At 68.8% G+C, this 19,471-nt stretch carries 18 protein-coding genes; 13 read left to right on the top strand and 5 right to left on the bottom strand.

Annotated elements, in window-relative coordinates; translation table 11 throughout:
• Positions 1-506: 506 nt before the first annotated feature.
• The 13 genes from IU459_RS22755 to IU459_RS22695 all read left to right on the top strand — a co-directional run bounded on the left by IU459_RS22755 (position 507) and on the right by IU459_RS22695 (position 14,174).
• Positions 507-1,076: a C40 family peptidase gene (locus tag IU459_RS22755; RefSeq protein ID WP_195131582.1), complete on the top strand. Its 570-nt coding sequence runs from the start codon at positions 507-509 to the stop codon at positions 1,074-1,076.
• A 258-nt stretch (positions 1,077-1,334) separates the two neighbouring features.
• Positions 1,335-2,360 carry an NlpC/P60 family protein gene (locus tag IU459_RS22750; RefSeq protein WP_324198990.1) on the top strand — a complete coding sequence of 342 codons (1,026 nt, stop codon included), beginning with the start codon at positions 1,335-1,337 and terminating at the stop codon, positions 2,358-2,360.
• Between the two features lie 426 nt (positions 2,361-2,786).
• Entirely contained in the window at positions 2,787-3,788 is a 1,002-nt protein-coding gene (locus IU459_RS22745; protein ID WP_195131580.1) for a hypothetical protein, read from the top strand.
• A gap of 386 nt (positions 3,789-4,174) precedes the next feature.
• Positions 4,175-5,302 carry a glycosyltransferase family 4 protein gene (locus IU459_RS22740; RefSeq protein WP_195131579.1) on the top strand — a complete coding sequence of 376 codons (1,128 nt, stop codon included), beginning with the start codon at positions 4,175-4,177 and terminating at the stop codon, positions 5,300-5,302.
• Positions 5,303-5,331: 29 nt separating this feature from the next.
• Positions 5,332-5,715, top strand: a complete 384-nt coding sequence (locus IU459_RS22735) for a polyketide cyclase / dehydrase and lipid transport (RefSeq protein WP_195131578.1) — start codon at positions 5,332-5,334, stop codon at positions 5,713-5,715.
• Between the two features lie 37 nt (positions 5,716-5,752).
• Entirely contained in the window at positions 5,753-6,190 is a 438-nt protein-coding gene (locus tag IU459_RS22730) for an SRPBCC family protein (RefSeq protein ID WP_195131577.1), read from the top strand.
• Positions 6,187-7,488, top strand: coding sequence for an ArsA family ATPase (locus tag IU459_RS22725; RefSeq protein ID WP_324198995.1), 1,302 nt, complete (start codon positions 6,187-6,189; stop codon positions 7,486-7,488). Before IU459_RS22730 ends, IU459_RS22725 begins: the two co-directional genes overlap by 4 nt.
• Entirely contained in the window at positions 7,478-7,903 is a 426-nt protein-coding gene (locus tag IU459_RS22720; protein WP_195131576.1) for a hypothetical protein, read from the top strand. Before IU459_RS22725 ends, IU459_RS22720 begins: the two co-directional genes overlap by 11 nt.
• Positions 7,900-8,910 (top strand): ROK family protein, encoded by a 1,011-nt coding sequence (locus IU459_RS22715; protein ID WP_195131575.1) that lies wholly within the window; start codon positions 7,900-7,902, stop codon positions 8,908-8,910. The genes IU459_RS22720 and IU459_RS22715 overlap by 4 nt, the downstream gene beginning before the upstream one ends.
• Positions 8,911-9,083: 173 nt before the next feature.
• Positions 9,084-9,815 (top strand): lysophospholipid acyltransferase family protein, encoded by a 732-nt coding sequence (locus IU459_RS22710; RefSeq protein ID WP_195131574.1) that lies wholly within the window; start codon positions 9,084-9,086, stop codon positions 9,813-9,815.
• Positions 9,816-10,164: 349 nt separating this feature from the next.
• Positions 10,165-10,929, top strand: coding sequence for a sporulation protein (locus IU459_RS22705; protein WP_195131573.1), 765 nt, complete (start codon positions 10,165-10,167; stop codon positions 10,927-10,929).
• A 352-nt stretch (positions 10,930-11,281) separates the two neighbouring features.
• Entirely contained in the window at positions 11,282-12,844 is a 1,563-nt protein-coding gene (locus IU459_RS22700; RefSeq protein ID WP_195131572.1) for an alkaline phosphatase D family protein, read from the top strand.
• A 52-nt stretch (positions 12,845-12,896) separates the two neighbouring features.
• On the top strand, positions 12,897-14,174 hold the full coding sequence (locus tag IU459_RS22695; RefSeq protein WP_195131571.1) for an FAD-binding oxidoreductase: 1,278 nt from the start codon (positions 12,897-12,899) through the stop codon (positions 14,172-14,174).
• Positions 14,175-14,306: 132 nt separating this feature from the next.
• Here IU459_RS22695 and IU459_RS22690 read toward each other — a convergent pair whose 3' ends face one another.
• The 5 genes from IU459_RS22690 to IU459_RS22670 form a co-directional block, all read right to left on the bottom strand.
• Positions 14,307-15,758 carry a pentapeptide repeat-containing protein gene (locus IU459_RS22690; RefSeq protein ID WP_324198989.1) on the bottom strand — a complete coding sequence of 484 codons (1,452 nt, stop codon included), beginning with the start codon at positions 15,756-15,758 and terminating at the stop codon, positions 14,307-14,309.
• Between the two features lie 188 nt (positions 15,759-15,946).
• Positions 15,947-16,486: a hypothetical protein gene (locus tag IU459_RS22685; protein ID WP_228838335.1), complete on the bottom strand. Its 540-nt coding sequence runs from the start codon at positions 16,484-16,486 to the stop codon at positions 15,947-15,949.
• 234 nt (positions 16,487-16,720) lie between these two features.
• On the bottom strand, positions 16,721-17,677 hold the full coding sequence (locus tag IU459_RS22680; RefSeq protein WP_195131569.1) for an SMP-30/gluconolactonase/LRE family protein: 957 nt from the start codon (positions 17,675-17,677) through the stop codon (positions 16,721-16,723).
• A 150-nt stretch (positions 17,678-17,827) separates the two neighbouring features.
• A complete protein-coding gene (locus IU459_RS22675) occupies positions 17,828-18,460 on the bottom strand; it encodes an NAD(P)-dependent oxidoreductase (protein WP_195131568.1) in 633 nt (210 codons plus the stop codon).
• Positions 18,457-19,407: an EamA family transporter gene (locus IU459_RS22670; RefSeq protein WP_195131567.1), complete on the bottom strand. Its 951-nt coding sequence runs from the start codon at positions 19,405-19,407 to the stop codon at positions 18,457-18,459. The genes IU459_RS22675 and IU459_RS22670 overlap by 4 nt, the downstream gene beginning before the upstream one ends.
• Positions 19,408-19,471: the final 64 nt, after the last annotated feature.

The following is a 19,471-nucleotide window of genomic DNA, read 5'->3' as shown; positions in this document are numbered from 1 at the left end:
AATGTCCGAATAACACCGTGCGGATTCGGTGGCGATTCCCGGGAAATGATCTAGAAATGCACAAAAGAGATCCAGATCACACGATAGGCGAAAACTGTATCAAACATTGAGGCGCGTCGGGCAATGCCCGAGCCGTCGCACCCGGGCGTGTCGACCAGCCCCGGGAGCACGGCGCACGCAGGCGTCACCATACCCGTCCTTATGCCCGTTTTATGCCTCCTACCTGGCGAAATACTCCCGAATGCGGATTGGATACGAGGTGGACCCCACATGCTCCGGCACGGCCGTCGAGCCTGCCATTTCGCCGTCGTTATCTTTTCGTGATTACCTGGGACGCATCTCACACCCATTCGCCCGCAAATTGCGCGGACAACGGCTTTTCACATTCCGCGGGCTTTACAAATGACCGTGATGTCTTCGTAACCTTTTCGAGACCTCACGGAGTCCGACGAAGTCCGCGGCACCACCGGGTGCGGCGTCGTGAGGCAGATGAGGAGTACCGCATCATGACGACCAACGCCGTCAAGCGTCAGGCACAGCGCGCTGTTGCCGCCGGGGCCGTCGGCGCTGCCACCCTCGGCGCGCTCCTGCTGCCGGCCGCCCCCGCGTCGGCCCAGCCCGTGTCCATCCCTGGCATCGGAACCATCGATGTTCCGAACGAGATCCCGGTTCCGCAGGGCGCCCCGGGTCTCGAGCTGCCCGGTCCGGCTCCGCTGCCCTTCGCCGCCCCCAAGCCGGCGGGCGAGATCGCGCTGGACGCCGCCCTGAGCAAGGTGGGCTCCCCCTACGTCTACGGCGCCGCGGGCCCCAACGCGTTCGACTGCTCCGGGCTGGTGCAGTGGTCCTACCGGCAGGCCGGCGTCGAGCTGCCGCGCACCAGCGGCGCGCAGCTCGCCGCGGGCAGCCCGGTCTCGCTGAACGACCTCCAGCCGGGCGACCTGGTCTCGTTCTACGGCGGCGGCCACTCCGGCCTGTACGCCGGTGACGGCAACATCGTGCACGCCTCCACCTCAGGCACGCCCGTGCGGGTCGCGCCGATCTCCTCGATGCCGATCGCGGGCGCCCGCCGGTTCTGAGCCGCCGCTGGTCGGGCCGCGCATCGTGGCCCGACCGCAGCGAGGACGGCGTGATCAATTCGTTCTCTACTGGACAGCGATACACGCCGTTCCGTAACCTAACCGAGACCTTTCGCTGAGTACCCCGGGTTCGCGTCTGGCAAACTTCCGGGTTCGACGAAGGCCTCCGCGTCGGTTTCACGAGAGATCGCTTCACGAGAGAACGGGGCACTACGGGCTGTGGCTGAACATCACCGGAGACAGCGCACGAAACGTCTGGTGGGAGCGACGCTCGCAGCCGGGATTCTGACCGCCGGGCTCTGCGGCGGCACTCCCGCCGGAGCCGATCCGGTCGCGCTTCCCGCGACGGCCTCCGAAGCCGTGCAGCGCATGATCGACTTGTCCCGCCAGTCCGAACAGCTCAATCAGCAAGCACTGGACGCGGAGACGGAGTTGGACGTCAAACTCGTCGTCCAGCGTGACGCCGAGGCCAAGCTGGCCGCCAGCACCGACGCGGTGGACCGCGCCCGCGACGAGGTGCGCCGGTATCAGCCGGTCATCGACCGCACGGCGATCGCCGCCTATCAAGGCGCACGCACCAACCGCCTGTTCGCCGTGCTGGTCAGCGACTCACCGCAGCAACTGCTCGACCAGATGTCCACGCTGGACGTGGTCACCGCGCAGACCTCCGCGCAGCTCGACAAGTACAAGAAGGCCACCGACGCCGCGACCGCCGCCGAATCGACAGCCCGTGCCGCCGCGGACGCCGCCCGCTCGGCCGCCGACAAGGCCGACGCGGTGCGCAGCGATCTGGAGAAGAAGCGCAACGACCTGGGCAGCGCCATCGCCGAAGTGGTGCAGGCATGGAGCGGGCTGTCGGCCACGGACAAGTCGGCGCTGGCGGGTTCGCCGTTCCCGCCCGGCTACGACCGCGACACCCTGCTGCAGGGCTTGGTCCCCGGCAGCGGCACCAGCGCCTTGGCCGCCGGGCTCACCCGTGTCGGAGACCCGTACGTCTGGGGCGCCACCGGCCCGAGCCAGTTCGACTGCTCCGGCCTGGTCCAGTGGGCGTTCAAACAGGTCGGCAAGGCCGTGCCGCGTACCAGTTCCCAGCAGGCCGCCTACGGCACACCCGTCCCCAAGAAGGACATGCAGCCCGGCGACGTGGTCTTCTTCTACTCCGACGCCTCACACGTCGGCATCTACGCGGGCAACGGACTCATGCTGCACGCCTCCACCTTCGGCGTCCCCGTCGCGGTCGCCCCCCTCGGCTCGACACCGTTCCACTCGGCTCGGCGATACTAGGCGCCGTGAGCGAGCGCCAGCGAGCGAACCGAGGACACAGCGCGCTCTCGCGCACGACGGAGCCGAGCGCCAGCGAGGCGCAGTCGTGAGCGAGCGCCAGCGAGCGAACCGACAACACTGCGCGCCCTCGCGCACAGCCGACTCCACAACCCCGCAGCAGCATGTCCCGGTCCTGATCGGGGAGCGGAAAGTCTCGGTCGTGCACGGGGCAGTCAACCGCCGCGTCGCCACGATGGGCGAGCGGCCCGGAATCCATACTGGCGGACACCAGAGCTACGCGGCCAGCGCTGAGCCGCGACGCAACGACAGCGGACTGCGATGCCCGGCAGCGGCGCGACCTACTCGAACATCGGCGAGGCGCGGTGCGCCTGCGCCGCACGGTCCGCTTGCTCGCCGAGAGGCGGATCCCCAGTCCGAGGCGCGCCGATGACCGGCTTGCGGAGATTGCGTGAGTGGTGGTCGGCGCGGCGGCGCTTCGAGTTCTGTCTCACCGTCGCGGTGGTGGTGACGCTGACCGGGCTGGGTGTCGCCCTGCTCATGCTGCCCAATGCGGTGCTGCCGAAAATGCGTGCAGCCCAACCGGGGTCGACCGATGTCGTGGGCCAGACCGTGGCCGCTGATCCGCGGCTGGCCGAGGTGCGGCGCATCGTCGAACCGTTCGGGCCGATCGTCGCCCGCCAGGTCCCGACCGGTGCGGGACGGCAGTCCCTGGTCGTCGGCCATCCCGCCCAGCGGTCCGACATCGACATCCTCGAGCGCGAGCTCCCCGCTGCCATCGCCGCGGTGACCGACGTGTGGGGCACCGGTTGGGCGCAGTCGGCGCTGGTGGTCGTGGCCTCGTCCCCGTCCGAATTCGCCGGCCTGGTTCGCGCGAGCGGCCTCGTCCCCGCCGAGGTCGCCGCCGCGTCGGTGTCCGACCCGTTCACGCCCGGCAGCCGGCCCACCGGCCAGCGCGTCGTCTTCGGACCCGACACCGGCCGCCGCCTCGATCCCGCGGGCATGGCCACCCTGCTGCGTCACGAACTCACCCATATCGCCGCCCGCGCCGACACCGTCGACGGCGCACCGCTGTGGATGCTGGAGGGCTTCGCCGACTACACCGCCAACCACGGGCAGGGCCGCCGCTTCGCCGACGTGGCTCCCACGGTCACCGCCAACGCGCACGCGGGCGACATCCCCGGCGACCTCCCCACCGACGCCGAATTCTCCGGCCCCAACGCCGCGCTCGCCTACGAACAGGCCTGGTCGATCTGCGCTTTCGTCGCCGAGAAGTACGATCGGCCCCGCCTGGTCCAGCTCTACCACCGCATCGCCGCGGCCGAGCAGACCCCCACCACCGAAGACCGCGTCCTCCGCGACGTCCTCGGCGCCACCCGCACCGACTTCATCACCGACTGGCGCTCCTGGCTCAGCGTCCGCACAACCTGACCACCGCCCAATCCCCTGCCGCCCCAAACTCCGCACTCCGCACTCCGCACTCCGCACTCCGAGGGCCTGCGAATCACCCTCGGCTCACACCCGGCCAGCCACCACGCGCACGACAAACCACCGGCGGGCAATCAGCCGAGCCCAACCCATCGAACACCGCAACCCCGGGTACGGCGGTTACCGCCCGGCGCGGCAATATCGGCCCCGCTCCCGTTTTCGAGCGCAGCGAGACCGAGCATTCCCGTTCGCGGCCCGGCTCGCGTCCGAGTGGCCGCCGCGTTTGCGACGAAGTCGCCAGCGGCGCTCGCTCGGACGCGAGCCATCAGGGGGGCCGCGAACACGCCGCGACGGAGTCGCGGCCGAACAAACACAGTATTTTGTTCCGCATGGCCCGAACTTTGCTGGTTACCAATGATTTCCCGCCGCGGCCGGGCGGTATCCAGTCGTATCTGCAGGCATTGGCCGGTCAGCTGCCGCCCGATGACCTGGTGGTCTATGCCCCGCGGTGGCGCGGCGACAGCCATCTGAAGTTCGATGCCAAGCAGAAGTTCCAGGTGGTGCGCCATCCCACCACCCTGATGCTGCCGACTCCGCTGGTGCTGCGCCGCGCCGCGCGCCTGCTGCGCAGCGAGCAGTGCGACACGGTGTGGTTCGGCGCGGCGGCGCCGCTGGCGCTCATGTCTCCGGCGCTGCGTCGTGCGGGCGCCGAACGGATTCTGGCCAGCACCCATGGCCATGAGGTCGGCTGGTCGATGCTGCCCGGTGCACGGCAGTCGCTGCGCGCCATCGGCGAGCACACCGACGTGGTCACCTACGTCAGCCGCTACACCCGCCGCCGGTTCGCGTCCGCCTTCGGGCCGAACGCGGCGCTGGAGTACCTGCCGCCCGGCGTGGACTCCGAGGCGTTCCGCCCGGATCCGGCGGCGCGCGCCGAGTTGCGGGAACGCTACGGTCTGGGCGATCGCCCGACCATTCTGTGCCTGTCCCGGCTGGTTCCGCGCAAGGGTCAGGACGCGCTGATCCTCGCGATGCGCGATATCCGGGAGCGGGTCGAGGGAGCCGTGCTGGTGATCGCGGGCGGCGGCCCGTTCGAGGCGAAGCTGCGCGCGCTGGCGGTGGCCGCGGACGTCTCCGATGACGTGGTGTTCACCGGTCGGGTCCCGTCCGGCGAGCTGGCCGCGCACCACACGCTGGCCGACGTCTTCGCGATGCCGTGCCGCACCAGGGGCGCGGGCCTGGACGTGGAGGGCCTTGGCATCGTCTACCTGGAAGCGTCCGCGTCCGGCGTTCCGGTCGTCGCGGGCAATTCCGGGGGCGCGCCGGAAACCGTCATCGAGGGCAAGACCGGTCGCGTGGTGGACGGCCGCTCCGTGCAAGCGATCGCCGACGCCCTGGTGGAGATCCTGTCCGATCGGGACGCCGCCGCGCGGATGGGCGCGGCGGGGCGCGCGTTCGTCGAGCAGCAGTGGCGCTGGGACAGCCTGGGCGCACGCCTGCGACAGCTGCTGCGGTGATCCGCGTCGCATCTACTACGCTCAGCGGAGTGAGCAGTATCCAGGTCGCAGATCAGACCTTCGTCGCCGCATCGGGAGCCGCCGTCGCCGAGCTGCTGGCGGGACCGGACACCTGGCGCCGCTGGTGGCCGGACCTGGTCCTGGCGGTCCGGGAAGACCGAGCTGAGAAGGGGATCCGCTGGTCGGTGACCGGTGCGCTGACCGGCACCATGGAAGTGTGGCTCGAGACCTCCCTCGACGGCGTGATCCTGCACTACTTCTTGCACGCCGAGCCGGTGCCCGCGCTGCCGGCGGGCAAGCTCGCCGCGGCGAACCGGGCGCGCCGCGTGGCGGGCAAGAACATGTCGTTCGAACTGAAGTCCCGGCTGGAAGCGGGTCGCCCTGCCGGTATGGCGCCCGCGCACCTGTCTTGACGCCCCAGCACCGACGCTGAAAGGAAGCGCTGTCCGCATGGCCGACCGGACCCAGAGATCGATCGTCATCGAGGCTCCGTCGCAGCAGGTGATGGCCGTCATCGCCGACCTGGAGTCCTACCCGCAGTGGGTGGCGGCGGCGAAATCGGTCGAGGTGCTCCAGAAGCGGCCGGACGGCTTGGCCGAGACCGCGCGGTTCGTGCTGGATACCGGGGTGGTGAAGGACACCTACGTCCTGTCCTACGACTGGCGGGCCGATCACAAGGCGGTCAGCTGGACGCTGCTCAGCGGTGAACTGCAGAAAGCGCAGCACGGTACCTACGAGCTGATCGATCTCCCCGACGGCAAGACCGAGGTCGTCTACACGCTGACCGTCGACTTGAACATTCCGATGATCGGCATGTTCAAGCGCAAGGCCGAGAAGGTGATCACCGATACCGCGCTGAAGGAACTGAAGAAACGGGTCGAAGACTGATCGCGCACAAGACCCGGGTCGACCTGTTCATCGGCAAGGGAGGGGTAGGCAAGACCACGCTCGCCTGCGCCGCCGCCATGGCCGAGGCCGAGTCGGGCCGCCGCGTGCTGATCGCCTCGCTCGATCAGGCGCACTCGCTGGGCGACGCGCTCGGCTTCCGTTTCCCGCACGATCCCGGCACCGTGACCGGCATCGCGACCGTGCTGCCCGGGGTGGACGTGATCGAGGTGGACTCGCTCGCGTTGCTCGAGGACCGGTTCCGCGACGTGGTCCGGATGATCTCGACAGGTCGCCACCAGCACGGCATCGATCTCGCCGCACTCGACCCGGCGGAACTCACCGGGCTGCCCGGCGTGCAGGAACTGCTGATGCTGGTGGAGATCACCCAGTTCACCGCGGAGGACACCTGGGACCTGATCGTCGTCGACTGCCCGCCGTCGGCGGACATGCTGCGCATCGTCACCGCGCCGGACACGCTGCTGGGCTATCTGGAGCGGATCTGGCCGCCGCACGCGCGGGCGATGAGCGCCGTCGGCACCGATCTGCGCCGCGCGGTGCTCGCCGCCACGGTCGACCGGATCGTCAAGGCGGTCACCGAGGTTCGTGATCTGCTGACCGACCACGGGCGCACCGGGGCGCGGCTGGTCACGGTCGCCGAGCGGGTGGCGGTGGCCGAATCCGAGCGGGTGCGCTCCGCGGCGGCGCTGCTAGGCCTGCGGCTGGACGCCGTGGTGGTGAACAAGGTGCTGCCCGACCTCGCGCCCCCCGATGCGGACGGAGCCGAACATCCTGCGGTGCAGTGGTATTCGAACCGGCGCGGCGAACAAGCGGACGTGATCGCCGAGTTGCGGCGCAAGATGCCAGGCGTCCCGGTGCTGATCGCGCCGCACACCGGCGCCGAGCCGATCGGCCTGAATTCGCTGGCCGCGCTGTCGTACGTGGTGGACTCGGCGGGCAACACCCGCGACGCTGCGCTTATGCTGAGCGACAATCAGACGGAGGTCGACGCGGGTTCCGGCGAACCGCTGGTTCGACGGGAATCCGGCACCGGGTTGCAGTCGGTGTACGCGCTACGCATGCACCTACCGGTGGTCGACGCCGCGACGCTGCGCCTTGGCCGAGTGGAGGACGATTTGATCGTGGGAGCGGACGGTGTGCGGCGCCGGGTGCGCCTGGCGCCGGTATTGCGGCGGTGCACGGTCGACGGCGCCGAACTCGACGACGGATACCTGGTGGTGCGATTCCGGCCCGATCCGCGGGTCTGGTCGATGTCCGAAAGCGCCGACTATGACGGGTGATCCGCGTCCGCCCGTGGACGACGAGGCCGGCGGCCACGCCGGGCCCGATGGCATCGCCGAATTCACGGAGGAACTGAAACTGCTGGCCGAGGCGGTGCTGGAACGCGTCGAGCCGGTGTTGCGGCGCGCCGCCGAAGGACAGGTCGAATGGTCCAGTTGCAGCTGGTGCCCGGTGTGCGCGGCCGCGGCGCTGGTGCGCGGCGAGCACCACGAGGTGCTGGCCGCGGTCGCCGAGCACAGCACCGCGATCGTGACCGTGCTACGCGAGGCGCTGGCCGGGGTGCCGGTCGATCCCGTCATGCCTGCCGACGCCGACCCCGAAACCGGTGCGCCGCATCAGCACGGCCCGCGCGAGGACGCGCAGGACCAGGAGCGCTCCCGCTACGTCGACATCCCCGTGACGATCAAGGCATGACGCACCAGATGGCCGGCGCGCGACCGCTGACCGCCGGTATCGACGTCGGCGGCACCAACATTCGCGCCTCCGTGATCGATGGCGACGGCGAAGTGCTCGACACCGTCCAGGCGCCGACGCCGCACTCCGCGCGGGCACTGGAGGACGCGCTCGATCGTGCCGTGCGCGACCTGTGCGGCAGGCACCCGATCAGCGCGGTGGGCTTGGCCGTCGCCGGATTCATCAACGGCGACCGCTCGACCGTCCGGTTCGCCCCGCACCTGCCCTGGCAGGACGCGCCGGTCGCGCAGCGGCTCAGCGAACGCCTCGAGCTGCCGGTGATCCTGGAGCACGACGCCAACGCCGCGATGTGGGCCGAGTACCGGTTCGGCGCCGCGGCGGGCGGGCACAACGTGGTGCTCATCGCGATCGGCACCGGCATCGGCGCCGCCCTGCTCATCGACGGCCAGCTGTACCGGGGCGCGCACGGCGTCGCGCCGGAACTCGGTCATCTGCAAGTGGTTCCGCAGGGGCGGCCCTGTCCGTGCGGCAAGCAGGGGTGCTGGGAGCGTTACTGCAGCGGAACGGCGCTGGCCGACACCGCGATCGAGATGCTGGCCACCGACCCGGTGCGATCCGTGCTGGCCAGGGACGTGGCACGCGATCCGGGGTCGCTGACCGGACGCCGGGTCGCCGGCGCCGCGCAGGACGGCGACCCGCTGGCGGTGCGGGTGATGGCCGACTTCGCCCGCTGGCTCGGGCTCGGGCTCGCGTTCGTCAGCGACATCTTCGATCCGGACCTGGTGGTCATCGCGGGCGGCGTGAGCAGTTCGGCGCCGCTGTTCTTGGACGAGGCGCGCGAGGAATACGCGCGTGCGGTCACCGGCGCGGGGCACCGGCCGCTTGCCCGCATCCGGACCACCCAGCTCGGCGAAGCGGCGGGCATGATCGGCGCCGCGGACCTGGCCAGGGCGGCGTTGCCCGCGGGCGCGCGTAAGTCGGCGCGGGTGGCGCGGACGAGCCATTGACTCCGGTATGACCTTCGTGGCCTGCGGCGCACGTTGCCGAATCGCGATCTTCCGGCGCCGCGCCGAAGTGTGGTGAGATTCGCCGCTGCGCTTGGATGTGATCTTGCACCAGCGGTAAAGTCGGCACTTGACGCAGGTGCCCGCAACTATCCCGGCTTCGGGGGAAGGACGTCATGTTCTACTGGCTGCTGAAGTTCGTGCTGCTGGGACCATTCATTCACCTCTACAACCGGCCTACGGTCGAGGGTGTGGAGAACATTCCGGCGCATGGGCCGGCCATCATGGCGGGTAACCATCTCTCCTTCGCCGACTGGCTGTTCGCGCCGCTGTCGAGCCCGCGGCGGATCAACTACCTCGCCAAGGCCGAGTACTTCACCACCCCTGGCATCAAGGGCCGGTTCCAGAAGTTCTTCTTCAGCGCCACCGGCCAGTATCCGATCGACCGCAGCGGCGCCGACGCCGCCGAGGACGCGCTCATCGCCGCCCGCAAGCTGCTCGATCAGGGCCGCCTGGTCGGCCTCTACCCCGAGGGCACCCGCTCCCCCGACGGCCGCCTGTACAAGGGCAAGACCGGTCTCGCGCGCCTGGCGCTGGAGACCGGCGTCCCCGTCATCCCCGTTGCCGTCATCGGCACCGACAAGGTCTCCCCGCCCGGTCCCTTCAAGTGGCGCCGCCGCAAGGTGACCGTCAAGTTCGGTGAGCCCATCGACTTCTCCCGCTACGACGGCATGGGCGGCAACCGCTTCGTCGAGCGCGCCGTCACCGACGAGGTCATGTACGAGCTGATGCAACTCACCGGCCAGGAATACGTCGACGTCTACGCCCACAGCCTCAAGAAGGGCACCCCGAACGGCAGCCGCCCCGAGGCCGTCCCCGTGCGCATCCCCGACACCGCCGTCGGCTGACCCGAAGCCCAGCCCCGGGCCCGAGACCACTTTGGTCTCGGGCCCGGCTGCATATGCGGGTCCCCGTTCCCGCTACGCGAATAGGAAAGCGACAACGGGGACACGGTCGCCGTGAATGCGCGCCGCACCTGCGTCGCCCGCCAGTGCATGGGTGCTGGCAATGACCGGAAGGCCATCGCGAACAGCGATTCGCAGCGCGGCGAGCGACTTTGTCGGAGGACCGAATACGCCATTGCGAACACCGGTTGGAAGGCAGTCGCAGCGAATGCTGCCACCCGGGAAATGAGGTTGCTCACAGCGTAAGGAAACGCCAAGGTTTTGTTCGGGCGAGGCGGGGAGACTGCGGGGCATGTTCAAGAAATTGCTGGCGGCGGCCGGGGTCGGTGGGGCCGAGGTGGAGACCGAGTTGTTCACGCCGGGGGTGCAGCCCGGGGGCACGGTCGAGGGCGTGGTTCGGTTGCGGGGTGGGCAGGTCGCGCAGGAGATCGCGTCGGTGGGCGTGGAATTCGTGACGCGGGCCGAGCAGGAGTACGAGGATCACGAGGGTCTGCGGGATATAGCGTTCGGCCGCACAGGGGTGTACGGCCCGCTGCACCTGCCCGCGGGCGCGGTGCTGGAATTCCGTTTCGCGGCCCGCGCGCCGATGGAAACGCCGATCACCTTCTACAACGGCAGGCACCTGCCCGGCACGGTGGTCGCGCTGCGCACGATCGTGGAGATCCAGGGCGCGGTGGACGCCGCCGACACCGACCCGATCGGCGTCGGGGCCCTGCCCGCCCAGCACGTGCTGCTGGAAGCGGTGGAACGCTTGGGATTCCACCTGCGCAGCGCGGACGTGGAGTTGGGCACGGTGCACAACACGCCCCAGACGCTGCCGTTCTACCAGGAGATCGAATTCGCGGGCTCACCGCACTACCCGCGCCTCAACCAGCTCGAGGTGACGTTCGTCCCCACCGAGACCGGCATGAGCGTGGTCCTGGAAGCGGACAAGCGCGGCGGATGGATCTCCGAGGGCCGCGACGTCTTCGACGCGCTCTGGGTGGACTACCAGCACCTGGGCGGCGTGGACTGGACGGGCGAACTGCACCACCGCGTGGAACGCTTGGCGCACTGAGGGCCGACAACGCCATCCGCCGCTACACCCGGAGTACCGGGCTGTTCATGCCGCAATCGGCCCAGTTGTTGTCACGGATCTGCCGAAGGCGGGGCGACCAGGCGCTTTTCCGCCCGACGGAACCGTCACCCTTCGATACCACCAGGTAACTCAAATGCCGGGCTCGGCCACCGCATCCGGCAATGCCTGGAGCCGTCGCCGTCTGATTCGCTGTGCCGCCGACGGTCTTCTCCGTTTCGTTTCGGAACCGATGTGGGCCAGGAAACCGGCCCGCAGCGGATCGTCCACATGTTGGCCGCTCGGACCCAGCCCGTTCACGTTGCGTTGAGGTATTCGCACCAGGATTGCCTTCATGACCGGCTCGGACTTCGGACTCTCCCGGCGCACCGTGCTGCGCGCCTCCGCCCTGGGACTCGTCGCCGTGCCCGCGCTGGCCGCGTGCTCGTCGGACGGCCCCGGCCTGGTCCGTCAGCGCCCGGTTCTGACGCACGGCGTCGCGGTGGGCGACCCGCGCACCGACGGCGCCCTGATCTGGGCGCGCGCCGACCGTCCCGCCACGCTGATCGTGGAGACCGCCGCCACCGAATCGTTCACCGACGCCAAGCGTTTCACCGGGCCGCTGCTCACACCGGATTCCGACGGCACCGGCCGGGTGCGGGTCAACGGCCTGCCCGCGGGACAGCAGGTGCACTACCGGGTGACCCTCCAGGGCGAGGACGGCGCCGTCTCCGAACCCGTCACGGGCGTGTTCCGCACCGTGCCCACCGCCGCGGCGGACATCAAGCTGCACTGGTCCGGCGATGTCGCGGGCCAGGGCTACGGCATCAACCCGGACCTGGGCGGGATGAAGATCTTCGCCACCATGGCCGCCCGCGACCCGCACCTGTTCCTGCACTCCGGCGATTCGATCTACGCCGACGGACCGCTGAAGGAATCGGTCGCCCTGCCCGACGGCAGAATATGGCGCAATGTCGTGACCGAGGCGAAAAGCGCTGTCGCGCAGACTTTGGCACAGTTCCGCGGCAACTACGCCTACAACCTCACCGACGACAACTACCGCCGCTTCAACAGTTCGGTCGCGCAAGTGGTGCAGTGGGACGACCACGAGACGGTGAACAACTGGTACGCGGGCGGTCTGGTCGCCGAGTCCAAGGGGTACAGCGAACGCAGCATGGACACCCTGGCCGCCCGCTCCTGGCAGGCATTCCACGAATGGATGCCGCTGGAACCCGAGGAGGCGGTGGACGGACGGCTGTATCGCAAGATCGCGTACGGCCCGCTGCTCGACGTCTTCGTGCTGGACATGCGAACGAACAAGGACGCCAACGACGCCAACAACCGGCCCGACGGCCGCATTCTCGGCCCGGCACAGACAACCTGGCTGATCGACGGCCTGCGTGAGTCCAGGGCAACGTGGAAGATCATCGCCAATGACATGCCGCTGGGTGTGATCGTCCCGGACGGCGAGCAGAAGAACACCAGCGCCTACGAAGGCCCGGCCAACGCCGATCCCGGCGCGCCATCGGGCCGGGAAAGCGAGATCGCGCGGGTGCTGTCGTCCCTCAAGGCGAACAAGGTGACCAACGTCGTGTGGCTCACCGCCGACGTGCACTACACCGCGGCGCACCGCTACTCCCCCGAGCGCGCGGCCTTCACCGACTTCGACGAGTTCTGGGAGTTCGTCTCGGGTCCGCTCAACGCGGGCGCGTTCGGCCCGAACCAGCTGGATGGCACGTTCGGTCCGGAGGCGGTTTTCGTGCACGCACCGCCGGTGCAGAACAGTTCGCCACTGGACGCCTACCAGCACTTCGGCGAGGTCCGCATCGACGGGAAGTCAAGAGAACTGACCGTCGATCTGTGCGATGCGAGTGGATCCGTGCTGTTCAGCCAGCGCCTTTCACCCGCGTCCCGATAGCACCCGGCATCGGGCGAGCGTGACGGGCCGCGCTGTGGTTAGCTTTCGTGCCATGAGCACGCCGCACACTGTCTCCAACGCGGAAGAATTCCTCCCCCGCGATACCGCTGATGTCGTTCGCACGGTGCGGGATTCACGGGGGCGAACGCAACGGTTGATGGTGCGCGGCGGCGAGCTGCTCGATGAGGGGCTCACGCTGCCCGAGCAGCCGACCGTGGTGTCGTTGCGCCGGATGAACCAGGTGCTGGACATCAACCTGGGCAGGCGCACCGTCCGGGTACAGGCGGGCGCCAAGCTCTCCGACATCGACCGCAGGCTCGGCGCGCACGGGCTCGGTCTGCCCATCGTCGGCGACCACCGCGACATCACCGCGGGCGGCTTCGCCTCGGTCGGCGGCGTCAGCGCGGCTTCGCACAAGTACGGCCTGTTCATCGATCAGGTCGTCGATCTCGAGTACGTCGACATCGACGGGCGCATCGGCACGTGCGGGCGCACCCACCACACCGATCGGTTCCAGCGCATCCTGGGCGGCGGCGGGCGCGCGGGCATCATCACCGCGCTCACCCTGGACGCGATCGAGGTCGACAAGGACCACACCTGGCTGACCACCTCCGCCGACCGGTTCCTGGACTTCGAGTCGTTCGTCGAGCACGCGTACACCGAGATCGCCCGGCCGGGCAACGCCGAACTCCAGGTCGGCCGCTGGGTCGACACGGCGCCGTTGAAGGTGGCGCGTCCGGTCGGCACCGGCCACGTACAGCTGGGCACCGTCCGCTTCGGACAGTGGTCGAGCCTGTACCCCACCGCGCCCACCAGAGGACGGCGAGCCCGCCGCGAAGTCGGGTCCCGGGCGCGGAAATCGCTGGGCGCCATCGCCTCGGCCGCACCCGGCAAAGCGGGCATGCCGGTGCGCCACGCGGCCGCCGGCGCGGTGCTGTTCGCGCCGAAGGTGCAAACCCTGCGCGACGCCGAGTATCTGGCCGACACGGCCCTCAGCTCCTCCGAGCGCGGCCCGGCCTACCGGGTAGGAATTTTCGCGCCGCTGTCGAGTTACACGTCGGTGTTCTACCGCCTGCACGACCTGTTCTCCGGACACCGGGAACGCACCGGCTGCTTCACCGTCATCTCCGCGATGACCTACGGCGTGCGCTCCCGCAATCTGCGCGCCGAATCGGCCGCCCGCGGCCTCTCCCCCGAAGACCACGGCCTGATCACCTTCACCTGCCGCCTTCGCACAGCCGCACTGGCGTCGGAACTCCTGCGTGACATCATGTCCGGGATCGAGGAGGTCTGCCGCTCGGAGAACGCGCTGCGCTACGAGGCCGAATAGCGGAAGCCTCGCGCCGACCGGCACAGGGGGGACCCAGTCGGCATGCGGGGAGGTCCTTCGGCGTGGCCGCCCCAGCGAGCCCTCCGCCGGACGGCTTCGAAGTCGACTGCTGGTCCTTTAGGCGCAGAACGATCACCCTGACCGTGCGGGCGGGGGTTCGACGAGGGCGGGCGGCCACTCGTTGGGTTTGACGCTCGCCGGTTTGCCGCCGGGCTGTCCGTCCCAGTCGAACGTGACACCGACCCATGCCTTCGGGCGGTCGAACCGTACCTCCCTGGCCTCGAATCGAGTCCCGGCGAAGGTGATGGCGCCGAAGAAGTCGCCGCCCTGGAAGCTCACCTCGCGCCCGCCGAGCCGCGCGTGGGCGAACGAGACATCGCCGTGGAATTCGGCGCCGTCGAAGCGGACGCTGCGGGAAGCTCCGCCGAAACGACGCAACCGCCCACCCGGATGCCCGAAGGATGCCTGCGCGAAGGAGGTGGAAGCGGCATGGAACAGGGCCGCGCTGATATCGGTGTACGCTCCGCCGAATATCGCACTGTCGAAGACGACCTGCGCTCCCTCGAAGGTCGCTGCGCCGAACTCGACACGATCGGCGAAGAACCTGGCTTCGGCGAACGACGTGCGCGCACCGCGGAATGTCACGCCGCGAAACCGGACCGCCGAACCGTGGAATACCGATCGGTGAAACGAGACCGGCGAATCGAAGACCGCACCGGCGAATTGGACGCCGGCTCCGCGTAGCTCGGTACGTGCCGAGTCCCTGAGTGCGAATGTCACATCGTCGAACAGTGTGCGCACGCCGCGGAATACCGCATCGCGGAAGGAAACATATCGCCCGGTGAACTTGGCGTATTCGAATGTGGTGGCGCGGGACCCGGTGAACACCGCACGCGCGAAATACGTGCGTTCTCCGGAGAACACCGCATACCGGAAATCGGCATCCTCCAGGACGGCGTCGGCGAAGTCGAAATCACGGTCCGACCAGGATATTTCCGCAGATGGGCGAACGTGGGCGACGATCACGTCGACGATGGCGCGGCGCACCTCGCGATCGTTCTGCCGGAATTGGTAGCGCCGCTCCACCTCCACGCCGTTGTGCTCGGCGGTCTCGGAGCGGGCTACCAGGTGATTGGCCCCGGCGTCCGGTTCGTACGGCAGGCGCAGGTATCCGCACAGCACATCGATGCACTGCTGCCGCCTGCCGGGTGCACCGAATTCATCGGCGACACCGGCCATGGCGTACACCCCGGCGATGCGCACCGCCACATCGGGATCACCGAGCTGTTTCGCCGCCGCACCGAACAGCTCCGCGAAGCGTGCGCGCTCCTGATCGCGCTGCCTGCGATAAGAGACCACGAGCGCGACGGCACCACCGACACCCGCGGTCACCGTCAACGCGATCTTGGTGAGATCCACCTGATTCGGCGTCTCCGCCTTCGCCCCGAGGAACAACCACAGCAGCCACCAGGCGATCCCCGCGATCAGCAATCCACCGACTACCGCCAGCAGCACCGCCAGCAACAACGCCGAACGATGCGCCCTCCGGCTCACCCGCTCCCCGAACCTCCCCAACCGCCGCACAGCGGGATAGTAACGACCGACGTGCGACGAGTCGATTCGCCCAGCCTCCCATCATCTTCGGACAGCCGTCATTGCCGTCATGAACACCACTTGGACCCGCATCGGGTGTCACAGCGGACCTGCGCCGCCGGAGCGGAGAAGTAACCGCGGCGGGGGTCGAAGCTGGACCTGTTCAAGCGGGCCGGCCCTCACAACAGGTAGTCGCGCCAAAACGGCATGCTCACCCGCGATTTCCATTCTTCGGTGTGCCAGTCGTCATCGTCGACATCGGTGAATTCCAGACGGGTCCAGGTCTTCAGATCACCGCCGTAACAGATGATGTCACCCAGCTGCCACACCGACAGAACAGGATGACCAAAGCTTCCGCGTCCGGGCGGCAGAAACCGGTGTCCATATACCGGAACCAGCTTCGGAAGACCCTGCAGCCACGCCCGCGCCCGGGACACCGCATCGGCGGGGTCGGCCGGTCGCTCACCCCAGCACTGCAGCCAGAGCTTTTCCTGCTCGACGGGCCGGACAGCGTGATCGACCGGCCATTCGAGATGCCTCTGCAAGTCCTCATGGGCACCGTCACGCCAGTCCGGCCACGGCTTTTCCCATGCACTCCATTCCGCATCGACCTCATCGAGATCGCGCACCGGCAGCCCGGCCGCGAGAAACGCGCGATGATCATCAGCGAACTCGAACCCGTAACGCTTCTCGATCCGTTCGAACTCGGAGTCGGTCAAACCCGGCCTGATCTCACAGCACCCCAGCTCTGCCAACCGGGCTGCAGCTTCTCGTCCCAACCGGATACCACTGGCTTCGACCACAGCCCGACACTAACCCTGCCGACCGCCACTCTCATCCACGAGCCGTAAGTAGGCACAAGCCCGAATTGGCCGGGCCCGTGTCGTAGTACCGCTCGAGAGTGCGACCGGCAGCGTTTCTGCCCCGAGCAGCACACCGCGGCGCACACTCGCCTATCGGACAGAATGCGGCTGCGGTCGATCGACCGCGACGGCGTTGTACGGTGTGGTCGGCTCAGGCGGCGTGGTGAAGCGGGCGTTCGGCAGGTACAGCTGCTCTCCGAACGCCGCGACAGTCGTCGGTACGTCGAAACGCGGGTCGGTGACGCGCCGTTCGACCGTGCCCGTGGTGCCTGCGTGGTCGAGCGCAACCACGGCGATCGCGTTGAGCCGGTTCTGCACGACATACAGTGTGCTGCCGTGCAATAGCAGTCCGTCACCGCCCGGCACCGCTTCGGCGCCGAGATCGACTTGCCGTGTCGCGCCCGTCGCCGCGTCGACCCGCAAGAGCCTGCCGGTCACCGAATGGACGATGATCAGCCCCGTGCCGTCGGGGGTGCGTTCGATCCCGTTGGCGTTGATCGCTCCGGGCTGGTACACGATGTCACCGGTCAGCGGGCGTCGGACCACCGCGTCGGGCGGCGGCAACGCACCGTCGCTGCCGAGAGGCAGGTGGTACAGCACGGGCGTGCGGGAGTCGGTGAACCACGCGCCCGTGGGCGTGAGCACCACGTCGTTGACGAACGTCTCCGGCGGTGTCGCGAGCCGGTAGCTCGCCAGCACCGCTCCCGTAGCGGTGTCCACGACGCGGGCGTCACCACCGGTCCCTCCCGCGACGAACAGCCTGCCGCGATGGTCGACAGCGAGCCCGAGCGACGGCGTGCCCGGCCCGGGGCTCAGGATGGCACCCTGCCCGGTTACCAGACTGGCGCGATAGATGGAGCCGTCGGCCCGCGAGCCGAAGTAGGCCACTGGAAGCGACCCGATCGCAATACCTTCTGGCTGGAATCCGGATGGCAGGTCGATCGTAGCGGGGAATACCGGACGGCGCTCCACCGCCGGGTCCGCCGCTACCAGCACCATAACGCCGAGGCAGGCGAGCACGGCCGAGATACCGAGGACTCGGGTCATCTCCTCATTCCCTCCCTCGTTTGGGCCGCGTCTGATTTCGATTGCGACGACTGGCACATCGCTGAGGCAAAACGCGAGAAGGTCCCTCCATGGTGTGCCACTCGTCAGACGTCACGAGGTGGCGGGCGCGTTCAGAGATCGACATCGGGCCTAGTAACCGACGGTGAATTGTTTGCTTCCGCAGGGGTTCCCGAGCTCGTCGAGGACGGCCACGGCGAGGTCTTCGGCCGAGATCCGGGACGCGCCGTCGGCGTCGGTGATGAGTGTGGTTGTGCCGCGTCGGTATTCGCCGGTGCGGCGTCCGGGTTCGAGGAGGGCGGGCGGGCTGAGATAGACCCATTCGGCTGGGTGTGCTCGGCATGCCTCCAGTTGCGCGGCGCTGGCAGCGGCGATGGTCCGGATCGCCGGTGGCACGTACTCCGGGGTGTCGAGAACGAGCTGGCCGGGGCGTCCGGGGACTTGCAACGGGGCAGCGCCGCCGACTACGAGGATGCGCGTCCGGGTTGTTGTGGCCGCGTCCAGCAGGGACGTTGTGGTCGCGGTGACGGTGTGCTCCTGCCCGGGCGCGGGACGGGTCGCGGCCACGATCGCGTCGGCTTCGTCGAACAGCCTGCTCATGTGGTCGATGTCGTTCGCGTCGCCCTCGACCGCGAGCACACCGGAGGGCAGAGCGGTCGGCCGCTGTTTCCGGAATACCGCGATGAGGTCATGGCCCCGGCGTGCGGCTTCGTTGACGACGCGTGAGCCGACCATGCCATTGGCGCCGACGACGGCAATCTTCACTTGGGCGTCCCTTCAGATGTCGAAACAGAATCGGGTGAGCGAGTAGACGCGGGAAGCTGTCCCGCGACGATCGCGGCGAGCGCGAGCCCGAACCCCACCAGTTGGATCGGACCGAGCGTCTGTCCGAGCAACAGCGCGCCGAGGACGGCGGCGACCAGCGGCGAGAGCAAAACGAGAACCGCGACCGAGGTGACCGGCAAGGTGCCGATGCCGCGGAACCAGAGGACATAGGCGATCAGACCGCCGACCAAGCCCAACCAGAGGTAGCCGAGGGCGGCGGTCAGGTCGATCGCCGGAGGCGGCCCCTCCACGAGAAACATGACCGGCACCAGGAACAGACCTCCCGCGGCGAGCTGCCACCCGGCGAAAGCGGTAGGAGTGGCCCCGGCAGGACGACCCCAGCGCTTGGTGAGCGTCAACCCGAGCGCCATCGAGGCCGCGCTGGCCAGGCCCGCCACGATCCCGGTCGGGTCGAGCGCCGCGGTCGGACCGAGCACCACCAGACCCACACCGGCCACGCCGGTCACTCCCCAGGCGAGGCGCCAGGCGGAAGGTTGCTCGTGCAGGACGATCACCGCCAGCATGGCGACGATGAGCGGCTGGGCCGCGGCCAGAGTCGCGGCAACACCGCCCGGCAGGCGTTCGGCGGCGATGAACAGCAGCGCGTTGAGCAGGCCGATGTTCAGCACGCCGAGCACCGCGGCTTTCCACCACCATCCCCCGCGCGGCAGGATCCGGGTGATCGCCAGCGCGATCAGCCCGGCGGGCAACGCTCGCATGACCGCCGCGAACAGCGGATGTCCCGGCGGCAGAAGCTCGGTGACGACGACATAGGTCGTGCCCCACGACACGGGAGCGATCGCCGTCAGGACGACGCGCGACAGATTTCCGTAGGGAGCACCTCTGCTGAGCCCGTCGGAAACCCGCTGTGCTGCTGGACTATTCACACTCACAATCTCACCCGGCGGCGATCAATGAGTCCAACACATGTTTGTCACTTGATCAATCGTG

This window comes from Nocardia amamiensis (assembly GCF_015477605.1).
Lineage (GTDB): Bacteria > Actinomycetota > Actinomycetes > Mycobacteriales > Mycobacteriaceae > Nocardia > Nocardia amamiensis_A.
This window is presented reverse-complemented; position numbering and strand designations above follow the sequence as displayed.